Below are 17,399 nucleotides of genomic sequence, written 5' to 3'. Positions count from 1 at the left end.
GGCCGCATCTGCAAGTTGATCCCTGTCGCCGGCGGCGCGCCTGACCACACCCGCCCACTGCCGCTCAGCGACTCGCGCCTCCCCTGAGCCGGGCAGGCGACCCCCGCCCACCGCGGCACGGGCGTCTCGCCAGCACGCGCAACGGCCCTGCTCGCCAGAGCACGACCATCACCCCAGCACGCGCAGCGGCTCCCCCGCCAGGTACGCCGCGATGTCTTCCACCGCCCCCTGGAAGTAGCCCTCGTAGTTGCGGCGGGTGACGTAGCCGAGGTGGGGCAGGCCGAGGAAGTTCGGGGCGGTGCGCAAGGGGTGGGCGGCCGGGAGGGGTTCGGTGTCGAAGACGTCGGCGCCCGCGCCCGCGATCCAGCCCTCCTGCAGGGCCTGGACGAGGGCGTCCTGGTCGACGATCGCGGAACGGGAAGTGTTGACCAGGTAGGCAGTGGGGCGCATCAGCTTGAGCTGAGGTGCGCCGATCAATCCGCGGGTGCGGTCGCCGAGTTGGACGTGGATGGAGAGGAAGTCGCTGGTCTCGAGGAGTTCGTCGAGGGAGGCGGCGAGGTGCACGCCCTCTTCGGCCGCGCGCTCGGCCGTGAGGTGCCGGCTCCACGCCGACACCTCCATCCCGAAGGCCTGCCCCACCCGTGCCACCTTGGCCCCGATCCTGCCCAGGCCGAGGAGGCCGAGGCGCTGCCCGTACAGGTCGGCGCCGAGGGTGCGCTGCCAGGGCCCGCCCTCGCGCAGCGCAGAGCCCTCCTCGACGACGTGCCGGGCGAGCCCCAGGATCAGGGCCCAGGTCAGCTCGGCGGGCGGCTCGGAGTTGCTGGGCGTACCGCAGACGGTGACGCCGTGCCGGGCGGCCGCGGCCAGGTCGATCGAGGCGTTGCGCATGCCGGAGGTGATCAGCAGTCGCAGCCGCGGCAGGCGGGCCAGGAGCGATGCGGGGAACGGCGTCCGCTCGCGCATGGCCACGACGATCTCGCAGTCGCCGATCTCGGCGACGACCGCGTCCTCGTCGCCCAGGTGGCGGCGTACGACATGAAGGTCCACGGCATGCGCCAGCGGCGACCAGTCGGCCGTCGAGAGGGCGACACCCTGATAGTCGTCGAGCACCGCACACCGCAGCTTGCCCGTCTCTCCCCCTGCCACAGCCACTCCCTCTGCCGGCCCCCCGGAGTCAGTCTCCGAGGGGCTCCGATGATCTCCACAAGCAGCGTAATGGCAGGCTGCGAGCCCGCACCGGCCGCCCCGAAGCAGGGGTGCGCGCACCCGGTCGCCGGGCGCATTGACCCGACGTATGGTGACGAGAAGGACCGTCGGGCGCCCCCTCGCACGGACTACACAGACCACACAATCCGCGCAGGCCACACAGGTGACACTGACCTCGCAGGCACCCAGGGCGCCACGTCACCACGGCACTCAGGAGACGGGCCATGGGCGATCCCAAGGGCTTCCTCACCACATCCCGCCAGGACTGGCCGCGTCGGCCGGTCGAGCAGCGGGTCAAGGACTGGCGCGAGGTGTACGTCCCCGGGGCGCTGCTGCCGATCGTCTCCGAGCAGGCCGACCGGTGCATGGACTGTGGCATTCCGTTCTGCCACGACGCCTGTCCGCTGGGCAATCTGATCCCGGAGTGGAACGACCTGGTCGCGCGCGACGACTGGCGCGCGGCGAGCGAGCGGCTGCACGCGACCAACAACTTCCCCGAGTTCACCGGCCGGTTGTGCCCCGCGCCCTGCGAGGCGGGCTGTGTGCTCGCCATCAACCAGCCCGCCGTCACCATCAAGAACGTCGAGGTGGCCATCGCCGACGCCTCCTGGGAGCGCGGCCTCGCCCCGCCGCAGCCGCCGGACCGGCTCTCCGGCAGCACCGTCGCGATCGTCGGCTCGGGCCCGGCGGGCCTCGCCGCGGCCCAGCAGCTGACCCGGGCCGGACACACGGTCGCGGTGTACGAGCGGGACGACCGGGCCGGTGGGCTCATGCGGTACGGCATCCCCGAGTTCAAGATGGAGAAGCACCATCTCGACCGGCGGCTCGCGCAGATGGAGGCGGAGGGCACCAGGTTCCGCACCTCGGTGACCATCGGCCAGGACATCACGGCCGCCGAGCTGCGGGCGCGCTACGACGCCGTGGTACTCGCCGTCGGCGCCACCGCGTGGCGGGAACTACCTGTTCCGGGGCGGGAATTGGCGGGCGTGCATCAGGCGATGGAGTACCTGCCGCACGCCAATCGCGTCTGTCAGGGCGACCTGCCGTCCTCGCCCCTGTCGGCCGCGGGCAAGCACGTCGTGATCATCGGCGGTGGCGACACCGGCGCGGACTGTCTGGGCACGGCCGTTCGCGAGGGCGCGGCCTCGGTGACCCAGCTCGACATCTATCCGCAGCCGTCCGCCGAGCGCGACGAGGAGACCGAGCCCTGGCCCGTCTACCCGAAGGTCTACCGCCTGTCCGCGGCGCACGAGGAGGCCCGCGACCTGGTCTTCGCCCCGCTCGCGGACGCCGACGCGCGGCTCTTCTCCGCCTCCACACTGCGTCTCACCGGGGACGCCGAGGGGCAGGTGCGCGCCCTGCACCTGGTCGAGGTCGCACCCGAGGGCCGACGCCCGAAGCCCGGCACGGAGCGGGTCATTCCGGCAGATCTGGTGCTGCTGGCGCTGGGGTTCTCCGGGCCGGTCCGTTCCGACGGCCTGGTCGACCAGTTGGGTCTCGCCCTGGATGCGCGCGGGGTCATCGCCCGTGACGCGGGCTTCGCCACCAATGTGCCGGGGGTGTTCGCGGCCGGGGACGCGGCACGCGGCCAGTCGCTGATCGTCTGGGCGATCGCGGAGGGCCGCTCGGCCGCGGCGGCCGTGGACCGCTACCTCACGGGCCGCACCCACCTTCCGGCACCGATCGGCCCGGAGGACCGACCGCTCACCGCCTAGTCCAGGCATTGACCGCCGTGTGAATCTTCGACGAAGAATCGCCCCGAACCCTTCAAGAACTCTCATACGCCCGCCCCTTGGTATGACGATGAGGGGCACACAGATCTTGCGACGAGAGCAAGGACCCGGACGACCCGGGTCCCGGAAGCCAAAGGTGTCGGCACAGGTATGCGGAGCAACCGCACACGGTGGCTGTTCGCGATGGCGGCACTGGCCTCCGCGCTGACGGCGGCCTGGTACCTGTTCCTCAGGGAGACACCCCTGTCCAGCACGACGGACAACGCCCTCCAGGCGAAGCTGGACGCGGCGGCGGGGACCCCGAAGGCGGTGCCGCTGTCCGGTCTGACCGAGTTCGACTGGGACCGGGTGCAGGTCTTCGCGTACGGAACCGACAGCGATGACATCTCCGACGCGGTGGGCGACCCGGTAGAGTGGTCGGTCTCCGCGACGTCGTACTCAGGCCCTTCGCTCTGGGTGTTCAGCGAGAACGGCGAGGCGGTGCGCGCGGTGCAACTCGACGCGAACGCTCCGAAGGGCGGCCCGAATTGGCCGCGCGGGGTCAAGGTCTCCGGTGGCCCGGACGCGAATGTGGTGACGCTGGATCGGTGAGCACCCACCGGCGCGGGGGCCCAGGCTCTGTCGCCCCGACCACTGCGGGCCGGACTCACGGCCCCCTCACGCGGCAGCAAGAGATCGGCTCGGCGCGATCACCCGCCCGTCGGGAAGCAACTCACCCGTATCGTCGAAGACGATCGCTCCGTTGCACAGCAGACTCCAGCCCTGCTCGGGGTGGGCGGAGACGACACGTGCGGCGTGGTGGTCGGCACGGTCTGCGGTCGGGCACTGAGGCTGGTGGGCGCACATCGCGCACCTCCTGGTCGGAATTTTGGAGGCGGCCGGTGCCGGCCGTCCCGGTGTCCTCTTATTCGTTAGGTACGACTCCAAGGACGTTCGCAACTCATCGTCCAGGACATCGATTTCACGCCAATCCCTGCCCCGGCCCACCCGCACCTTGCCACCGACCACGCGCGCGTGGCGCGCAATTCCTGTCACGCACGCGTCTAGACGTCTGCGCCTTCGCAAGCCACCGTGGTGCGCTCACATCCACGTGAGTCGTGTGCACTGTGTGGGAGGCGTGAAGTGACCGTTCGACAACGGCAGTTCGCGAGACCCCTCGGGGTCCTCGTGGTGCTCGCGCTCCTCGCTGCGGGAGTGCTTGCCTGGCGTTTGATGGTCGACTCGGATCCATCCGGCGCGGCCGCCGCTCCCCCACCGGACACCACCAGATCCACCGCCCCCGGCACGAAGGAGCCACAACCCAAGCCCGGCCGCCCGGACCGCACCAGCGAGCCGCGCACGCCCGCGGCGCGCGCCGTCTACCTCGGCGACTCCCTCGCCATGGAGAACCAGGAGGTCCTCGCCGGCCTGCTGGAGAAGTCGGGCAGCGCCAACCTGCGCAGCGCCCCGCATTCGGGGACCACGCTCTGCGACTACCTGGAAGGGGACCGCGAGCGCTCCCTCGTACCGCCCGAACACAAAGCGGCCGCCCTGGTGCGCGAGGAGCGGCCCAAGGTGGTCGTGCTGCAGTTCTGGGGCAACTCCTGGGGCTATACGCCCTGCATGGGCAAGGTCGGCTCGGGCACGCCCGCGTACTACGAGCGGTACGCCGCCGATGCCCGCGCCCTGACCGGACAGATCGAGCGGGCGGCGCACGACGCGGGCATCCCCCGCCCGAGAATCGTCTGGGTACTGCAGGGCCCCGACGCCATGGCCCCCGACCGCATCCGCCAGGTGAACCAGATCTACGAGGCGCAGGCGAAGGCCGCGAGCGACCTCACGGCCGACGCGGGTGCCCGGGTGACCCGGGCGGGCGATCGCTACCGCTATGTGCAGCGGCTGCCCTGCACCGCGTACGAGCAGGCACACCCGGCGTACTGCACCGGGCAGGGCAGCACCGATCTGCACCGCGACGACGACTATCTGCACTTCTGTCTGGCCCCGACCACGACCACGCCGAAGCCGTGCCGCACGCGCTCGCCCGGCATCCTGCGCTACAGCCAGGCGATCGCGAGCGCCGTTGAGAAGTACCTGAAGAAGTAGGGGCGTTACGGCTTGCGGCCCACGCCCACGAACCCGGGCGTCGGGCCCTCGGACTCGTCCACCACCACGTCCGGCTCCGGTTGCCAGTCGGTCACGACGGCCACACCCGGATCCACGAGTTCGAGGCCCTCGAAGAAGCGGGCCACCTCCACGCGGTCGCGCAGCGCGAGGGTCATGCCGCGGGCGCGGTACATCTCGGTGGCCGTCTTCGCCGTTTCCGGGGTGAACTCACCGGTGCCGTGCGACAGCATCAGATAACTCCCGGACGGCAGGCCCGCCATGAGCCGCCGGACGAGTTCGTACGCGCCCTGCTCGTCCGAGATGAAATGCAGCAGGGCGATCAGCGACAGCGCGACCGGCTTGTCGAAGTCCAGGACCTTCCCGGCCTGTTCGAGAATGGACTCCGGCTCCTTGGCGTCCGCCTGCACATAGTCGGTGACGCCTTCCGGTGTGGAGCGGAGCAGCGCCTCCGCATGGCGGAGCACGATCGGGTCGTTGTCGCAGTAGACGACGCGCGATTCGGGCGCGATCTGCTGGGCGATCTGGTGCAGATTGGGCTCGGTCGGAATTCCCGTGCCGATGTCCAGGAATTGCCGGACACCGTTCTTGGCGAGCCAGCGGGTGCCGCGCTCCATGAATGACCGATTGGCGCGGGCCATGGTCAGTGTGCGCGGGTCCATCGCAACGAGCTGCTTGCCCATCTCCACGTCGACCGGGTAGTTGTCCTTGCCGCCGAGAAACCAGTCGTACATCCGGGCGGGGTGCGGCGTGGTGGTGTCTATGTACTCGCTCACAAGGCGCTCCAAGGAGTCAGCAATAACTGGGCCATGAGAAGGGAAGGGAACCGCGTCCTGGATGAAGGAAACCGTGTCATGAGAGCCGTGTCATGAGAGCAGGAAGTCGGCCTGACCGGACTTCGCACCCTGGATGAAGGCGCTGATCTCGCCGATGGAATAGATGAGTGCGGGGCCGTCCGGATCCGCCGACTGACGTACGGCTATACGTCCGTCGGCCAGCTTCATGGCCTCGACGCAATTGCCGCCGTTCCCACCGCTCCACGGCTTGCGCCAGCCTTCGGAGCCGAGGTCACGGGCGGGCATGCCGTTGTATATCCGGTCCATGCCGTCGCGCATTCGGTCGATGCCGTCGTGCATCCGGTCGGTTCCGTCGTACATCCGGTCCATTCAGAGCTCCTTGCGGAGATTGCGGAGAATCTCCTTCGTGCGATGCGCAGTTGCCGACAGGGCCGCCATGCGGTCCATGACCTCGAGATAGGTCACGACCTCGGCGCGGCGGTCCAGATAGACCGCACCGGTCAGATACTCCGTGTAGACCATGTCCGGAAGTTCGGGGACGCCGAAGCGGAACAGCACGAAGGGGCCGTACGTCCCCGGATGATGCCCCTTGGTGAACTCGGCGATCTGCAGCGTCACATGGGGCAGCTTGGCCGCCTGGAGCAGCCGGTCGATCTGGGCCCGCATCACGTCGGGACCACCGACCGGCCGGCGCAGCACGGTCTCGTCCATGACGACCCACAGCCGGGGCGCGTCGGGGCCGGTGAGCAGTTCCTGACGCTGCATCCGCAGGGCCACATGGCGCTCGATGTCGGCGGGGCTGGTCTGCCCGATGGCGCCCGCGCGCATCACCGCGCGCGCGTAGTCCTCGGTCTGCAGCAGGCCGGGCACGAAGTGCGGCTCGTACGACCTGAGGAGGCTCGCGGCGCCCTCCAGGCTGACGTACATGCTGAACCAGCCGGGGAGGATGTCGTGGTAGCGCTGCCACCAGCCCGGCTGATTGGCCTCCTCGGCCAGCGTGATGTAGGACTCCGTCTCCTCATCCGCGACGCCGTACGCCTTCAACAGCAGCTGCAGATAAGGGATCTTGAGCGTGACCTCGGCGGTCTCCATGCGGCGGACCGTGGCGGGGGCGACGCGCAGCACGCGCGCGGCCTCCTCACGCTTGAGCCCGGCCTGCTCGCGCAGCTCCTGCAAGCGCTTGCCCAGGACGACCTGGCCCACGGTGGGGGCGGACCGCGGTTCGCTCACGTCAACCTCCTTGCTGTTACCAGCAGTTTGCCATGCGCACCGAGCAAGGAACACTGCACTCTGCACTTTCCAGAGTGATGCTTGCCAAGTGTTCGCGGCGGAGCGATAGTGGCGGATGTGAATGCCTCCACTCCGTTAGGTACTCGCCGCTGCCTCTTCGAGGTCGCGGCCCGTCCCGACTCCGTCGCACAGGCCAGGCGGATGACCCGTGACCAGCTCACCGGCTGGGCCCTCGGCGACGACACCTGCGACGCGGCGGCCCTGGTCGTCTCCGAGCTCGTGACCAACGCGGTGGTGCACACGGTGAGCCGGCGGATCGTGTGCGAGTTGAGCGACGGTGGAGGCAGTGCCGGAGAAGACGGCGAGAACGCCGAGGGCGGCACCGCGGGCCGGCTGCGGATAGTGGTCCGCGACGAGGGCCCCGGCGAAGGCGGTCCCCCAGGTCCGCACCCCGCGCGGGCCGGGGACGAGGACCACGGGCGCGGACTGCTGCTCGTCGCCGCGATGAGCGCCGCGTGGGGCGCCGAGGAGTACGGTCCCGGACCCGGACTCGCCGTCTGGGCCGAACTGCCCCGTCAGCCAGACCCGGTTGAGTCATGACCGCCTCATCGTGCCGCCCGTCGCACGGCATCGGCCGCAACACCCGCCCCACACGCCGAAATGGCCGCCACGCGCGCGTGCCGGACCACGCCCCCTGAGGACGACCGCACCCGCAAGGCCCCCGGACCGACAAGGACCGTATGCGCGTTATGACCATGGAAGCGCTCACCTCGATCGCCCGCCACCGCCGCGGCATTCCGCTGCCCCTGCCGGACGGCATGAAGGAGCCGCTCGGGCGCGATGCCGTGGGCATGCCTCAGGCGTACGGCGACCGGGTCCTGGCGCGCCTGCCACGCGTGGGGTGCGTTTTCGCGGACGGGGCCCGGTGGTGGTGGATCGTGCCGGCGGGATCAGGCCTCTGGCTCGACTGGCCGGAGCCCGTGCGCTACGTCGCCGACGCAGTGGTCACGGGCGCTCCGGCGCCACCCCGGCTGATCGTCAGGCCCGCGGACGACACGCCCTACACCCCGCCGATCCCGCTCTATCTCACGCTCTGCGGCCTCACGGACACCGTGCCCAGCTGGATGCGCGACACGGTGGCCTGATACCGCCGGGTGCCCTCGCCGTGCGCCTTGTGCCCCATGGTGACTTCGTGCGCGCCCTGGGTCCGCGGGCCCAACCCGGCGACAGCGGACCTCTGTTCGCCGATGGAGGTCGAGTTGAGATTCACACGGGGCCCGGAAAGATGCTCGCCTCCGGCGGCGTGTACGCGGAGCAGTACGCGCTGCAGGCGAGCCAGTTCACTGCCGTGGTGCCGGGACCGGGGCGGGCCGGGGTGGGTCCCCGCTCCCCCGCCGGCGCGGCAGAACGGTCACCCCGCCTGAGCCGGCCCCGGCGCCTCACTCGGTGAGCTCCGGTTCAGCTCGGTCGGCTGACCCGGGTCCGCCTCACTCGGTGGTCTCCGGTTCACCTCACTCGGTGGACTCCGGCCCGCGCACGACCACCAGGAAGGCATCGGAGGCCAGGTCCATCACGACTTCGGCCTGCTGGCCCTCCTGCCGACGGGCGTGCGCGAACTCCTCCGCGGGCCACGATCCACGTGGCCCGCCGGCCGGAAACTGTCCCAGCACGACCCGTCCCACTCGCCTGTTCATGTCCATCCCCCCGTGCCTGTCACTCCGGTACGTCGGCCGGATCCGCTGCGACACTCGCTGCGACGCCTTCATGTGGTGCGCAACGACGGTTCACCCGGTAGGACACCGCGGGGAGCCTGCGGGGTGCCCAATGTGACGGGACCGACACCGAGTTGGTCGCTGGAGGTGACAATTCCGCGGTGGCGAGAACTCGGCGGTGACCACGCAATTGTGAGTACGCGGGGGTGAGTACGCAGAGGTGACCACGCGGCGGAATCGGGGGTTCAGCGCACCTTCACCACGACGACCCGCGAGACGACGTTCGGGCCGACCAGGCGCAATGCGTTGTTCCCCTTGGCGCCGAGCTTGACGCGCATCGCGTACGTGCCGGAGGGGCTGACGGCGACCCGCGCGGGCAGCGCCGTCCAGCGGGAGCCCTGCCACTGTTCGAGCGTGACCGGGCTTCCCGCCTTGATCCGGTGGGTGGCCCCGCTGATGCGGAACTGCTGCCATGGTTCGACGCTCTCCTCGCTGGAGATCGCGGTGAGCAGGGGCCTCGGCGAGTCGGCCACGGCGGGTGTCGCGGGTACCGCGCAGAGGCCCGCTCCTAGGAGTCCGGCAAGGCTGATGCTCGTAAGATACGTACGCTTCATGGTGGTTCCTCATCAATGTGCTGGATATACCTCTCTGCGAAGTTAGTTGAGGTCACCCGCACAGGAATGACGGACACGCGCGCGTGCACGTCGACTTGCACGCGGGCACGCACGCGCGCGTGGTTGGTTGGGCGCCCGCAGGGTGACGAGTTCGGCTGGGCCGAGCTCATCAGTCGACAGGCGGCTCGGCGCGTACACGGAGTGCGCATCCCGGGTACCTGTGCGGACGCTCCCGGCGCTGGCACTCTGGCGCTCCCGGCCGCAGGACGGAGCCCGCCATGATCATCGGCACTTGGAACCTGGAGAACCTCTACCGGCCCGGCAGTCCCTTCGGGCCCAGCGACAAGGCGGCGTACGAGGCGAAACTGGCCTCCCTCGCGGCCACCATCACCGCGATCGATCCCGCCATTCTGGGCGTCCAGGAGGTCGGTGACCCCGAGGCCCTGGAAGAACTCGTGGGGATGCTGGACGGCGAGTGGCACATCAAGCTCTCGGAGTTTCCGGACGACCGCGGCATCCGCGTCGGCTTCCTCAGCAGGCTCGCCCTCAGCATGGGGTCCGACACGGCCGACTTCCCCGAGCCGCTGCGTCCGGTGCAGGGCGACGACTCCGGCCGACAGGTGACCCGGATGGGCCGCGGGGTTCTCACGGCGGCCTGGCTGACCCGCGCGCGCTGGGTCACCGTGGCCGTCTGCCATCTGAAGTCGAAGCTGCTCACGTACCCGGGCGGGCGGTTCAACCCGCGCGACGAGGGCGAGCGGGCACGCTTCGGCGCGTACGCGCTGTCGCGCCGGGCAGCGGAGGCCGCGACGGTACGTTCGGTGGTCGACGGCCTCCTCCTGGGGAGGCGTGAACGACTCGTCGTGCTCGGCGACTTCAACGACGAGGTGACCGCCGCCACCACTCAGATCCTGCAGGGCCCACCGGGCTCGGAGATCGGCACCCCGGGCGAGAAGCGGCCCGACAAGGGCGACGAGATGCGGTTGTGGAACATCGCGCCGATGATCCCCGAGGCCCAGCGGTTCTCGCGGATCCACCGGGGCCGGCGCGAGCTGATCGACCACATCTTCGTCAACCATGAGGCACTCGCCCTGACGACGCGGGCCGGGACCGGCGTGCCGAACGCCGGCAGCGTGCCGGGCGCCACCGCCGTGCCGGACCTGCCGTCGATCGAGGACGACCCGCAGGCGCGGCGGGACGCGGCCGGCTCCGACCATGCGCCGGTCTGGGCCGACGTGGAATTCTGAGCCGCCCGCCGCCCCACCGCCCCGCTGCACCCCGGCACCCCGGCACCCCGGCACCCCGCATTGGGCACAAAAGGGCAGTATCAGGCCAGAGTTGATGTTTCGGGCGGCCTCGCGGAGCCCCGCTTGCCAAAGTGGGCGGGCCCGCGACCCCGCCCGAAGGGACCCCCCCATGCCCAGCACCACCGCCCACTCCCACGCTCGCGTACGCACCACCGCCCGCACCCGTACCCGCGCCCGTGTCGCCATCGCCGCTGTGGCCCTCACGGCGGCGACGGTCGGCGCCCCGGCCGCATACGCCTCGCTCGACAGCGAACAGCCCGTCGCGCGCCAGTCCACGACGGCGCCCGCACGCGGCCAGGCCTACGTCGAGACGCGCCTCTTCTTCGGCACCGAACGGCCCGACGGCGGGCCCGATGTGACCGACAAACAGTTCATGAAGTTCATCGACCGCGAGGTCACCCCGGACTTCCCGGACGGGCTCACCGTGCAGGACGGCCGCGGGCAGTGGCGGGACGCGGGCGGACGGATCGAGCGGGAGCGTTCGTACGAGCTGATCCTGCTGTATCCGGCCAAGCAGGCGCCCTCGCGCGACGCGAAGATCGAGGAGATCCGCGAAGACTACAAGCGCGCATACGGCCAGGAGTCGGTGGCCCGGCTCGACGAACGGACCCGTGCGGACTTCTGAACCGGCGCTCCTCGTGGGCCAGTTGCCCCCTCCCGGCAACGACGCCCCTCGCAGGCCGGTTGCCCGCGTGCTGCGTCGCAGGTCAGAGCCGATTGTCAGTGGTGGCCCGTAGCGTTCTCGGCAGTGGGGCACGGAGCGTGAAACCGGACGCGGTGCCCATTCCTGGGGGAGGAGTCTGCCTTGTCTCGTACGCGTACGTATTTGGAGCTGTCGCAGGACGGCGGCGGTGCGCACAAGTTCTACGAGGTGATCGTGGACGGCACGATCGTGTCGGTGCGGTACGGCCGGATCGGTGCGACGGGCCAGCTCCAGACGTCCACGTTCCCGACGGCGCAGAAGGCGCAGGCAGCAGCGGCGAAGAAGATAGGCGAGAAGGTCCGCAAGGGATACGCGCCGGCGGTCCAGGGACAGCGCGCGCCGCGCGCCGTCTCGCGCCGACAGGTGGCGTCCGCGCCTTCGACCGCGCGCGCGGTGGCCCCTGTCCTGTGGCGCTTCCAGACCGGGTCGTCCGCGTTCGGCATCCACATAGACGAGGACCGCTGCTGGGTGGGCAACCAGGCGGGAGACGTGTACACGCTCAGCCACGGCGGCGAGGTACTCGCGCGCTACTCCCTGCCGGACGGCGTCAAGTGCCTGGTGGCGGACGACTTCTGGATCTACGCGGGCTGTGACGACGGCCAGGTGTACGACCTGTCGTCGAAGCTTCCCTTCGCCGCCTACGACATCGCGGCGAACGTGGACATCTTCTGGCTGGACATCCGCGAGGGCGTACTGAACGTGGCGGACCGCGCGGGCGGCCTGACGGTCATCGACCACGAGGACGAGTTCCAGTGGTCACGGAAGTCGACCGGCGAGCACGCGTGGATGGTCCGGGCCGACGATCACGGCATCTATCACGGTCACCGCGAGGGCGTGACGGCCTACGCCCCGGACGGTGGCGGCGAGTTGTGGCACACCCCGACGAAGGGCGCGGTGCTCTTCGGCTGGCAGGAGGACACCTCGGTGTACGCGGGCACGGCCCGCCATGTGGTGCAGCGCCTGTCGAAGGCGTCGGGCCGGGTGGAGGCGACGTACCGCTGCGACACCGTCGTCTACTCCTGCGCCACGGCCCAGGGCGGCCGCTATGTCTTCGCGGGTGACAACTCCTCGTCGGTGTACTGCTTCGACGCGGACGGCACCCGTCTGTGGAAGCTGGGCACGGGCGGCGGCTCGGCCCTGTCCATGCAGTATCTGGACGAGAAGCTGTACATGGTCACCACGGACGGCTCGCTGGTCTGCGTGGACGCGAGCGACGCGGCGATAGCGGCCGCCCAGCAGGGCACGGTGCCGGTGGCCAGGGACATCAAGTTGGCGGCGGCGCTGCCCACTTACACCCCGGCGACGACGGTCACCGCTGTGCAGACGGTCTCGGTGGCACCGACGGGAGGCGTGGTCGTGGAGTGCATCCAGGAGGGCGGGCGACTGCGGGTACACGTGGTGTCGGGCGGCTACGAGCCGGCGTGGAACGTCCAATTCCCGCGCGGCATAAGGGAGGTGGGGGCGCGGTACGTGGTCGACTCGCTGCATCCCGCGGCTGGCGGCTTCTACCGGGTGCGCGGGGAGATACGCCGCCTGATCTGAGAGCCGGCTGCCGCGAGGGGCGGTGCGCCCGGGCGAGAGCGGGCCGCGCGAGCGGAAGCCCGGCGCGGCGACGGCAGGCTCGGGGCCGGGGCCGGAAGCCCCAACCGGCCTACCACCCGGCCGGTTTGATGAGGACTGCCCCAGCTCTGTCAAGGACTGCCCCGGCGCCGGCGCCCCGACCGCGCGCTGCGAGACTGCCTGCCATGAACGAGGACATGACGGGCAGCACAGATGCAGGCAGTGGCACCGGCGTCGAGGGCATCGGCGCCGGAGTCACCTTCGGCCTCCTCGCCGCATGGGCGGTGCACGACCTCGAGGAGGTGGCCACGGTCCCGCACTGGGTGCGCACGGGCGTCCCCGAGCTGCGCAAGCGCTACCCGCAGGTCCCGGAACGGATATGGCAGCGGCTGGAGTCGATCGACGGGAAGGAGTTCGCGACCGCCGTCGCAGGCGTGGCGGTACTCCTCACGGCCATCGCGGCCGAAGGCCACCGCACCGGCGGCCGCTCGGCGCTCTACCAGACCGCCCTCAACGGTTTCGGCCTGCACGGCCTGGTCCACCTCGCCCAGGCGGCGGCCTTCCGCGGGTACACACCGGGTTCCGTGACGTCGCCGCTCCTCGTCGTGCCCTTCACGCTCTGGGCCAGAGGGCGGCTCCGGCGGGCCGGAGTGCTGCGACCGACGCGGGCTCGAGAGGTCGCCCAGGGGCTGGCCTTCGCGGGCGTCGCGGCAGTGGGGGCGCATGCGGTGGCCCGCCGGGTCGTGGGGAGGCGCTGACCGGCGGCCCTGCCACCTCGACCAAGTCAGCTCAGGCACCCCAGGCACCCCAGGCACCCCAGGCACCCCAGGAACCTCAGGCACCCCAGGAACCTCAGGCACTCCGGCACCTCAGGCACCCGCCTGGGCTCAACTGCGCCTGCCTGGGCTTACCTCTGCGTCTGCCTGCGCTCGCCTGGGCTCACATCTGAGCCTGCCTGCGTATACCTGCACCCGCCCGCGCCACAGAGAACCCGCCCACCGCAACTACCCTCCCCCGACCACTCCATGCGCCCCTCCGACGGTGATTTCGATCATGGGGTTCTCCCGCCCCACCCCCTACGATGACGCGTCGCTCCGGGACCACCTCCCGGAGCATTCGGCTTTCTCTGCAGGGGATGGAAAACATGGCGGTACGGGTCAAGGGCCGGCGCCCCGCGCTCTTCGGTGCGACGGGCATACTCGCGGCGGCACTGGTGGCGGGGATCGCGGTGTGGCCGGACTCCGAGGCACAGGCGGCGGGTTCCGACCGCTCGGCCCGGATCGCCACCGATGAGCTCGCGCACTGGCCCAAGCCGGTGGCCAAGCAGTTGGCCCGTGTCATCGCGAAGAACGCCGACGACGGCGCGTACGCCGTCTTCGACGCCGACAACACCAGCTACCGCAACGACCTCGAGGAATCCCTCCTCCCCTTCCTCGAGATGAAGGGCGTCCTGACCCGCGAGTCGATGGACAAGTCCCTGGAGGTCATCCCCTTCAAGGACACCGCGGACCACAAGGAATCCCTCTACAGCTACTACAACCGCCTCTGCGAGGTCGACGACCAGGTCTGCTACCCGTGGGTGGCGCAGATCTTCTCCGGCTTCACGCTCAAGGAACTCAAGGGGTACGTCGACGAGCTCCTGGCCCACAAGAAGCCGATCCCCGCCGAGTACTACGAGGACGGCAAGCTCACCAAGACGGAGGTCAAGCCGCCCGAGCTCTCCACCGGCATGCAGGAGCTGTACAAGTCCCTGCGCGCGCACGGCATCGAGGTCTACGTCGTCAGCGCGGCCAGCGAGGAGCTGGTCAGGATGGTCCTCGCCGACCCCAAGTACGGCTACAACGCCAAGCCGCAGAACGTCATCGGCGTCTCCATGCTCCTCAAGGACCGCAAGACGGGCGACGTCACCACGGCCCGCAAGGAGATCACCGCGGGCACCTACGACCAGAGCAAGCTCATGGACAAGGAGCTGACCCCGAAGCTCTGGGCACCGGCGACCTGGTTCGAGGGCAAGCCCGCCGCGATCAACACGTACATCGACGAGTGGAAGAAGCCGATCCTGGTCGCGGGCGACACCCCGGTCAGCGACGGCCCGATGCTGTTCCACTCCACGGACGTGAAGGACGGCGGGGTCCGGGTCTGGGTGAACCGCAAGGACAAGTACCTCACCCAGATCAACGAGATGAAGACGAAGAACGCCGCACGCCAGCGGGAGCTGCGCCAGCCAGTGACGGCGGACAAGCGGTGGCTGACGGTGAAGGCGGAAGACATCCGCTGACCTTCTGTCCGGATCCGTCGATCCCGATCCAGACCGACGGATCCAGGTCGACGGATCCAGGTCGACGGATCCAGACCGACGGATCCAGACCGACGGGTCCACGCTCACCTGCGGAGTAGCGAGTTTCCCGTGCCCTAATATCCCGCTTCATGCACATGAAGACGCGGGAGAGGCGCACGGGACTCGGCCTCGACCGCCGGGCCTTCTCCTCGCTCCTGGCCGCAGGCGCCCTCACCACCCTCCCCGCCTGCACCCGCGACAACAGCGCCCACGTGCCACCCCGGCCCGCCAAGGACCTGACCGTCATGGTCATCCGCCACGCCGAAAAGCCCGACCCCACCCACCCCGGCATCGACGAACGCCTCCGCCCCGACCCCAAGTCGCTCACCGCACGCGGCTGGGACCGGGCCAGAAAGCTGCCGGGCCTCTTCAACACCACCGGCAAGCAGGGCCCCGGCCTCCCCGCCCCCGCCGCGATCTTCGCCGCGGCGGCCACGGGGCCGCAAGGTGGGGCGAGGCGGCACCGGCAGACGGTGGAGCCGCTGGCCGAGCAGCTCGGGGTCGAGGTGGACACCCGTTACGCGCGGTCGCAGGAGCGGGAGTTGGCCCGGGCCGTGGTGGATGGCGGGGCGTCACCTGTACTTGTCTGTTGGCAGCACAAGTCGATTCCGGCGGTGGTGCGGGCGTTGGGGGCGGCGGAGGCGGCAGGGGTGCCCCGGAAGTGGCCCAAGGGGCGGTTTGATCTTGTGTGGGTGTTCGAGTACGGCGTGGCCGAGAAGGCGTGGGCGTTCCGTGCCGTGGATCAAGGCTTGCTGGAAGGCGACGAGTGAGCTGAGCTTGCCCGAGCTGAGCTCGCCGGCGACTTGAGTCTCCGGTAGGGGGAGACATGAGAGTTGAGGCATGGACAGTGGTGACGCGCTCTACTCGATCGGGGAACTGGCCCGGCGGACCGGCCTGACGGTCAAGGTCATCCGGTTCTACTCCGACGAGGGAATCGTGCCGCCCACCGGACGCACCGCGTCCGGCTACCGCCGCTACGGCCCCGACGCCGTCGCCCGCCTCGCCCTCGTACGGACCCTGCGTGAGCTGGGGCTCGGCCTGCCCGTGATCCGGCGGGTCGTGGCCCGGGAGGTCACGCTCGCCGAGGTCGCCGCGGCGCACACCGAGGCGTTGGACGTGCAGATACGCACACTGCGCCTGCAGCGTGCCGTGCTCGCGGCGGTGGCCCGACGCGGGGCCGACCCCGAGGAGATGGACACCGTGCACAAGTTGGCCAAGTTGTCACAGGACGAGCGCCGGCGCCTCGTCGACGATTTCCTCGACGAGGCGTTGGGCTCCGCGCCCGAGCTCGCGGGGATCCGACGGTCCTTCACTCCCGAGCTGCCGGACGACCCTGAGCCCGAACAGATCGACGCCTGGATCGAGTTGGCCGAGCTCTCGCAGGATCCGGAGTTCCGCGCGAACCTGCGGTGGCTGGCCGGGCACATTCAGCAGTCGCACTTTCAGCAGTCGCACCTTCAGCAGTCGGCTGTACGCGGCCGGGGAGGCTCCGCCCACGGCGTACGCCGCGATCTTGCAGCGGTGGTGCGCGAGGAGGTGGGGCCCGCCCTGGCGGCCGGGGTCGAGCCGTCCTCGACTGCGGCCCGAGCGGTCGTCACCGCGGTCACGGCTAGGCTCGCCGATGGCGGGGACAACCCGACGCTCCGGCTGACCGAGTGGCTGGCGCGTGCGAACGACCCTCGCCGGGAGCGGTACTCGAGGCTGCTCGCCCAGGTCAACGGCTGGGCCGCCCCGGACTCCCTCTCCCCCGCGCTCGACTGGCTCGGCCAGGCCGTGCAGGCCCCTGGCCGCGCGCCTCGCCAGTGATCGACTGTCAGACCCCTCTGCCAGACTGGAAGCAGAGTCGGAGAACTGAACAGGGACTGACCGGAGTCGGCAGACGACAACCGCGAACGAATCCCGAACAGGGCGCCGCGAGCGATGAGTTGTCGTTGCCCGGACGGTCATATCTCGTGACACGAGCAGTACGTACGACGGGCAGGATGCTCCTAGAAGGACCAGAAGAAGCAGAGCCCGGCAAGCGCACCACAACAGCAAGCCGCCACCGCAGCCGCAAGGCAAGCCGCAGCAAACCCACCGGAGTACTGGATATTTCTGGA

At 70.1% G+C, this 17,399-nt stretch carries 19 protein-coding genes; 12 read left to right on the top strand and 7 right to left on the bottom strand.

Annotated features, from left to right (window positions below):
* Nucleotides 1–168: 168 nt before the first annotated feature.
* Nucleotides 169–1,146 carry a D-2-hydroxyacid dehydrogenase family protein gene (locus OG430_RS36410; RefSeq protein ID WP_327356911.1) on the bottom strand — a complete coding sequence of 326 codons (978 nt, stop codon included), beginning with the start codon at nucleotides 1,144–1,146 and terminating at the stop codon, nucleotides 169–171.
* Between the two features lie 284 nt (nucleotides 1,147–1,430).
* Here OG430_RS36410 and OG430_RS36405 point away from each other — a divergent pair, with 284 nt between their 5' ends.
* On the top strand, nucleotides 1,431–2,921 hold the full coding sequence (locus tag OG430_RS36405) for a glutamate synthase subunit beta (protein WP_327356910.1): 1,491 nt from the start codon (nucleotides 1,431–1,433) through the stop codon (nucleotides 2,919–2,921).
* A gap of 168 nt (nucleotides 2,922–3,089) precedes the next feature.
* The gene (locus OG430_RS36400) at nucleotides 3,090–3,530 is read left to right on the top strand and encodes a hypothetical protein (RefSeq protein ID WP_327356909.1); all 441 of its coding nucleotides are present in this window, start codon (nucleotides 3,090–3,092) and stop codon (nucleotides 3,528–3,530) included.
* Between the two features lie 66 nt (nucleotides 3,531–3,596).
* Here the strand turns inward: OG430_RS36400 and OG430_RS36395 are convergent, their stop codons facing one another.
* A complete protein-coding gene (locus tag OG430_RS36395) occupies nucleotides 3,597–3,785 on the bottom strand; it encodes a DUF5999 family protein (RefSeq protein ID WP_327356908.1) in 189 nt (62 codons plus the stop codon).
* A 276-nt stretch (nucleotides 3,786–4,061) separates the two neighbouring features.
* Here OG430_RS36395 and OG430_RS36390 point away from each other — a divergent pair, with 276 nt between their 5' ends.
* On the top strand, nucleotides 4,062–5,021 hold the full coding sequence (locus tag OG430_RS36390) for an SGNH/GDSL hydrolase family protein (protein ID WP_327356907.1): 960 nt from the start codon (nucleotides 4,062–4,064) through the stop codon (nucleotides 5,019–5,021).
* A 5-nt stretch (nucleotides 5,022–5,026) separates the two neighbouring features.
* On the opposite strand, the gene OG430_RS36385 is transcribed toward OG430_RS36390, so the two are convergent.
* From OG430_RS36385 to OG430_RS36375, 3 genes are all read right to left on the bottom strand, one after another.
* Nucleotides 5,027–5,815 (bottom strand): SAM-dependent methyltransferase, encoded by a 789-nt coding sequence (locus tag OG430_RS36385; RefSeq protein WP_327356906.1) that lies wholly within the window; start codon nucleotides 5,813–5,815, stop codon nucleotides 5,027–5,029.
* A gap of 90 nt (nucleotides 5,816–5,905) precedes the next feature.
* A complete protein-coding gene (locus OG430_RS36380; RefSeq protein ID WP_327359381.1) occupies nucleotides 5,906–6,142 on the bottom strand; it encodes a DUF397 domain-containing protein in 237 nt (78 codons plus the stop codon).
* Between the two features lie 63 nt (nucleotides 6,143–6,205).
* The gene (locus OG430_RS36375; RefSeq protein ID WP_327356905.1) at nucleotides 6,206–7,066 is read right to left on the bottom strand and encodes a helix-turn-helix domain-containing protein; all 861 of its coding nucleotides are present in this window, start codon (nucleotides 7,064–7,066) and stop codon (nucleotides 6,206–6,208) included.
* A gap of 108 nt (nucleotides 7,067–7,174) precedes the next feature.
* Between OG430_RS36375 and OG430_RS36370 the strand changes: the two genes are divergently transcribed.
* Together OG430_RS36370 and OG430_RS36365 are read left to right on the top strand one after the other, a co-directional pair.
* Nucleotides 7,175–7,666 (top strand): ATP-binding protein, encoded by a 492-nt coding sequence (locus OG430_RS36370; protein ID WP_327356904.1) that lies wholly within the window; start codon nucleotides 7,175–7,177, stop codon nucleotides 7,664–7,666.
* 149 nt (nucleotides 7,667–7,815) lie between these two features.
* A complete protein-coding gene (locus tag OG430_RS36365; RefSeq protein ID WP_327356903.1) occupies nucleotides 7,816–8,211 on the top strand; it encodes a hypothetical protein in 396 nt (131 codons plus the stop codon).
* 366 nt (nucleotides 8,212–8,577) lie between these two features.
* Here OG430_RS36365 and OG430_RS36360 read toward each other — a convergent pair whose 3' ends face one another.
* Nucleotides 8,578–8,760 carry a hypothetical protein gene (locus tag OG430_RS36360; protein ID WP_327356902.1) on the bottom strand — a complete coding sequence of 61 codons (183 nt, stop codon included), beginning with the start codon at nucleotides 8,758–8,760 and terminating at the stop codon, nucleotides 8,578–8,580.
* 263 nt (nucleotides 8,761–9,023) lie between these two features.
* Nucleotides 9,024–9,392, bottom strand: a complete 369-nt coding sequence (locus OG430_RS36355; RefSeq protein WP_327356901.1) for a hypothetical protein — start codon at nucleotides 9,390–9,392, stop codon at nucleotides 9,024–9,026.
* 278 nt (nucleotides 9,393–9,670) lie between these two features.
* Between OG430_RS36355 and OG430_RS36350 the strand changes: the two genes are divergently transcribed.
* The 7 genes from OG430_RS36350 (at nucleotide 9,671) to OG430_RS36320 (ending at nucleotide 17,106) form a co-directional block, all read left to right on the top strand.
* Nucleotides 9,671–10,639, top strand: coding sequence for an endonuclease/exonuclease/phosphatase family protein (locus OG430_RS36350; RefSeq protein WP_327356900.1), 969 nt, complete (start codon nucleotides 9,671–9,673; stop codon nucleotides 10,637–10,639).
* Between the two features lie 169 nt (nucleotides 10,640–10,808).
* Nucleotides 10,809–11,324 (top strand): DUF3574 domain-containing protein, encoded by a 516-nt coding sequence (locus tag OG430_RS36345; RefSeq protein ID WP_327356899.1) that lies wholly within the window; start codon nucleotides 10,809–10,811, stop codon nucleotides 11,322–11,324.
* A gap of 180 nt (nucleotides 11,325–11,504) precedes the next feature.
* Entirely contained in the window at nucleotides 11,505–12,944 is a 1,440-nt protein-coding gene (locus OG430_RS36340; RefSeq protein ID WP_327356898.1) for a WGR domain-containing protein, read from the top strand.
* A 203-nt stretch (nucleotides 12,945–13,147) separates the two neighbouring features.
* Complete coding sequence (locus OG430_RS36335; protein ID WP_442816620.1) at nucleotides 13,148–13,720, top strand: HXXEE domain-containing protein; 573 nt, start codon at nucleotides 13,148–13,150, stop codon at nucleotides 13,718–13,720.
* 386 nt (nucleotides 13,721–14,106) lie between these two features.
* Complete coding sequence (locus OG430_RS36330) at nucleotides 14,107–15,240, top strand: haloacid dehalogenase-like hydrolase (protein ID WP_327356897.1); 1,134 nt, start codon at nucleotides 14,107–14,109, stop codon at nucleotides 15,238–15,240.
* Nucleotides 15,241–15,389: 149 nt separating this feature from the next.
* Nucleotides 15,390–16,070 carry a hypothetical protein gene (locus tag OG430_RS36325; RefSeq protein WP_327356896.1) on the top strand — a complete coding sequence of 227 codons (681 nt, stop codon included), beginning with the start codon at nucleotides 15,390–15,392 and terminating at the stop codon, nucleotides 16,068–16,070.
* 70 nt (nucleotides 16,071–16,140) lie between these two features.
* The gene (locus tag OG430_RS36320) at nucleotides 16,141–17,106 is read left to right on the top strand and encodes a MerR family transcriptional regulator (protein ID WP_327356895.1); all 966 of its coding nucleotides are present in this window, start codon (nucleotides 16,141–16,143) and stop codon (nucleotides 17,104–17,106) included.
* Nucleotides 17,107–17,399: the final 293 nt, after the last annotated feature.

The organism is Streptomyces sp. NBC_01304 (assembly GCF_035975855.1).
GTDB lineage: Bacteria > Actinomycetota > Actinomycetes > Streptomycetales > Streptomycetaceae > Streptomyces.
Note: the sequence above shows the minus strand (reverse complement) of the source record. Positions and strands in the feature narration are given on the sequence as shown.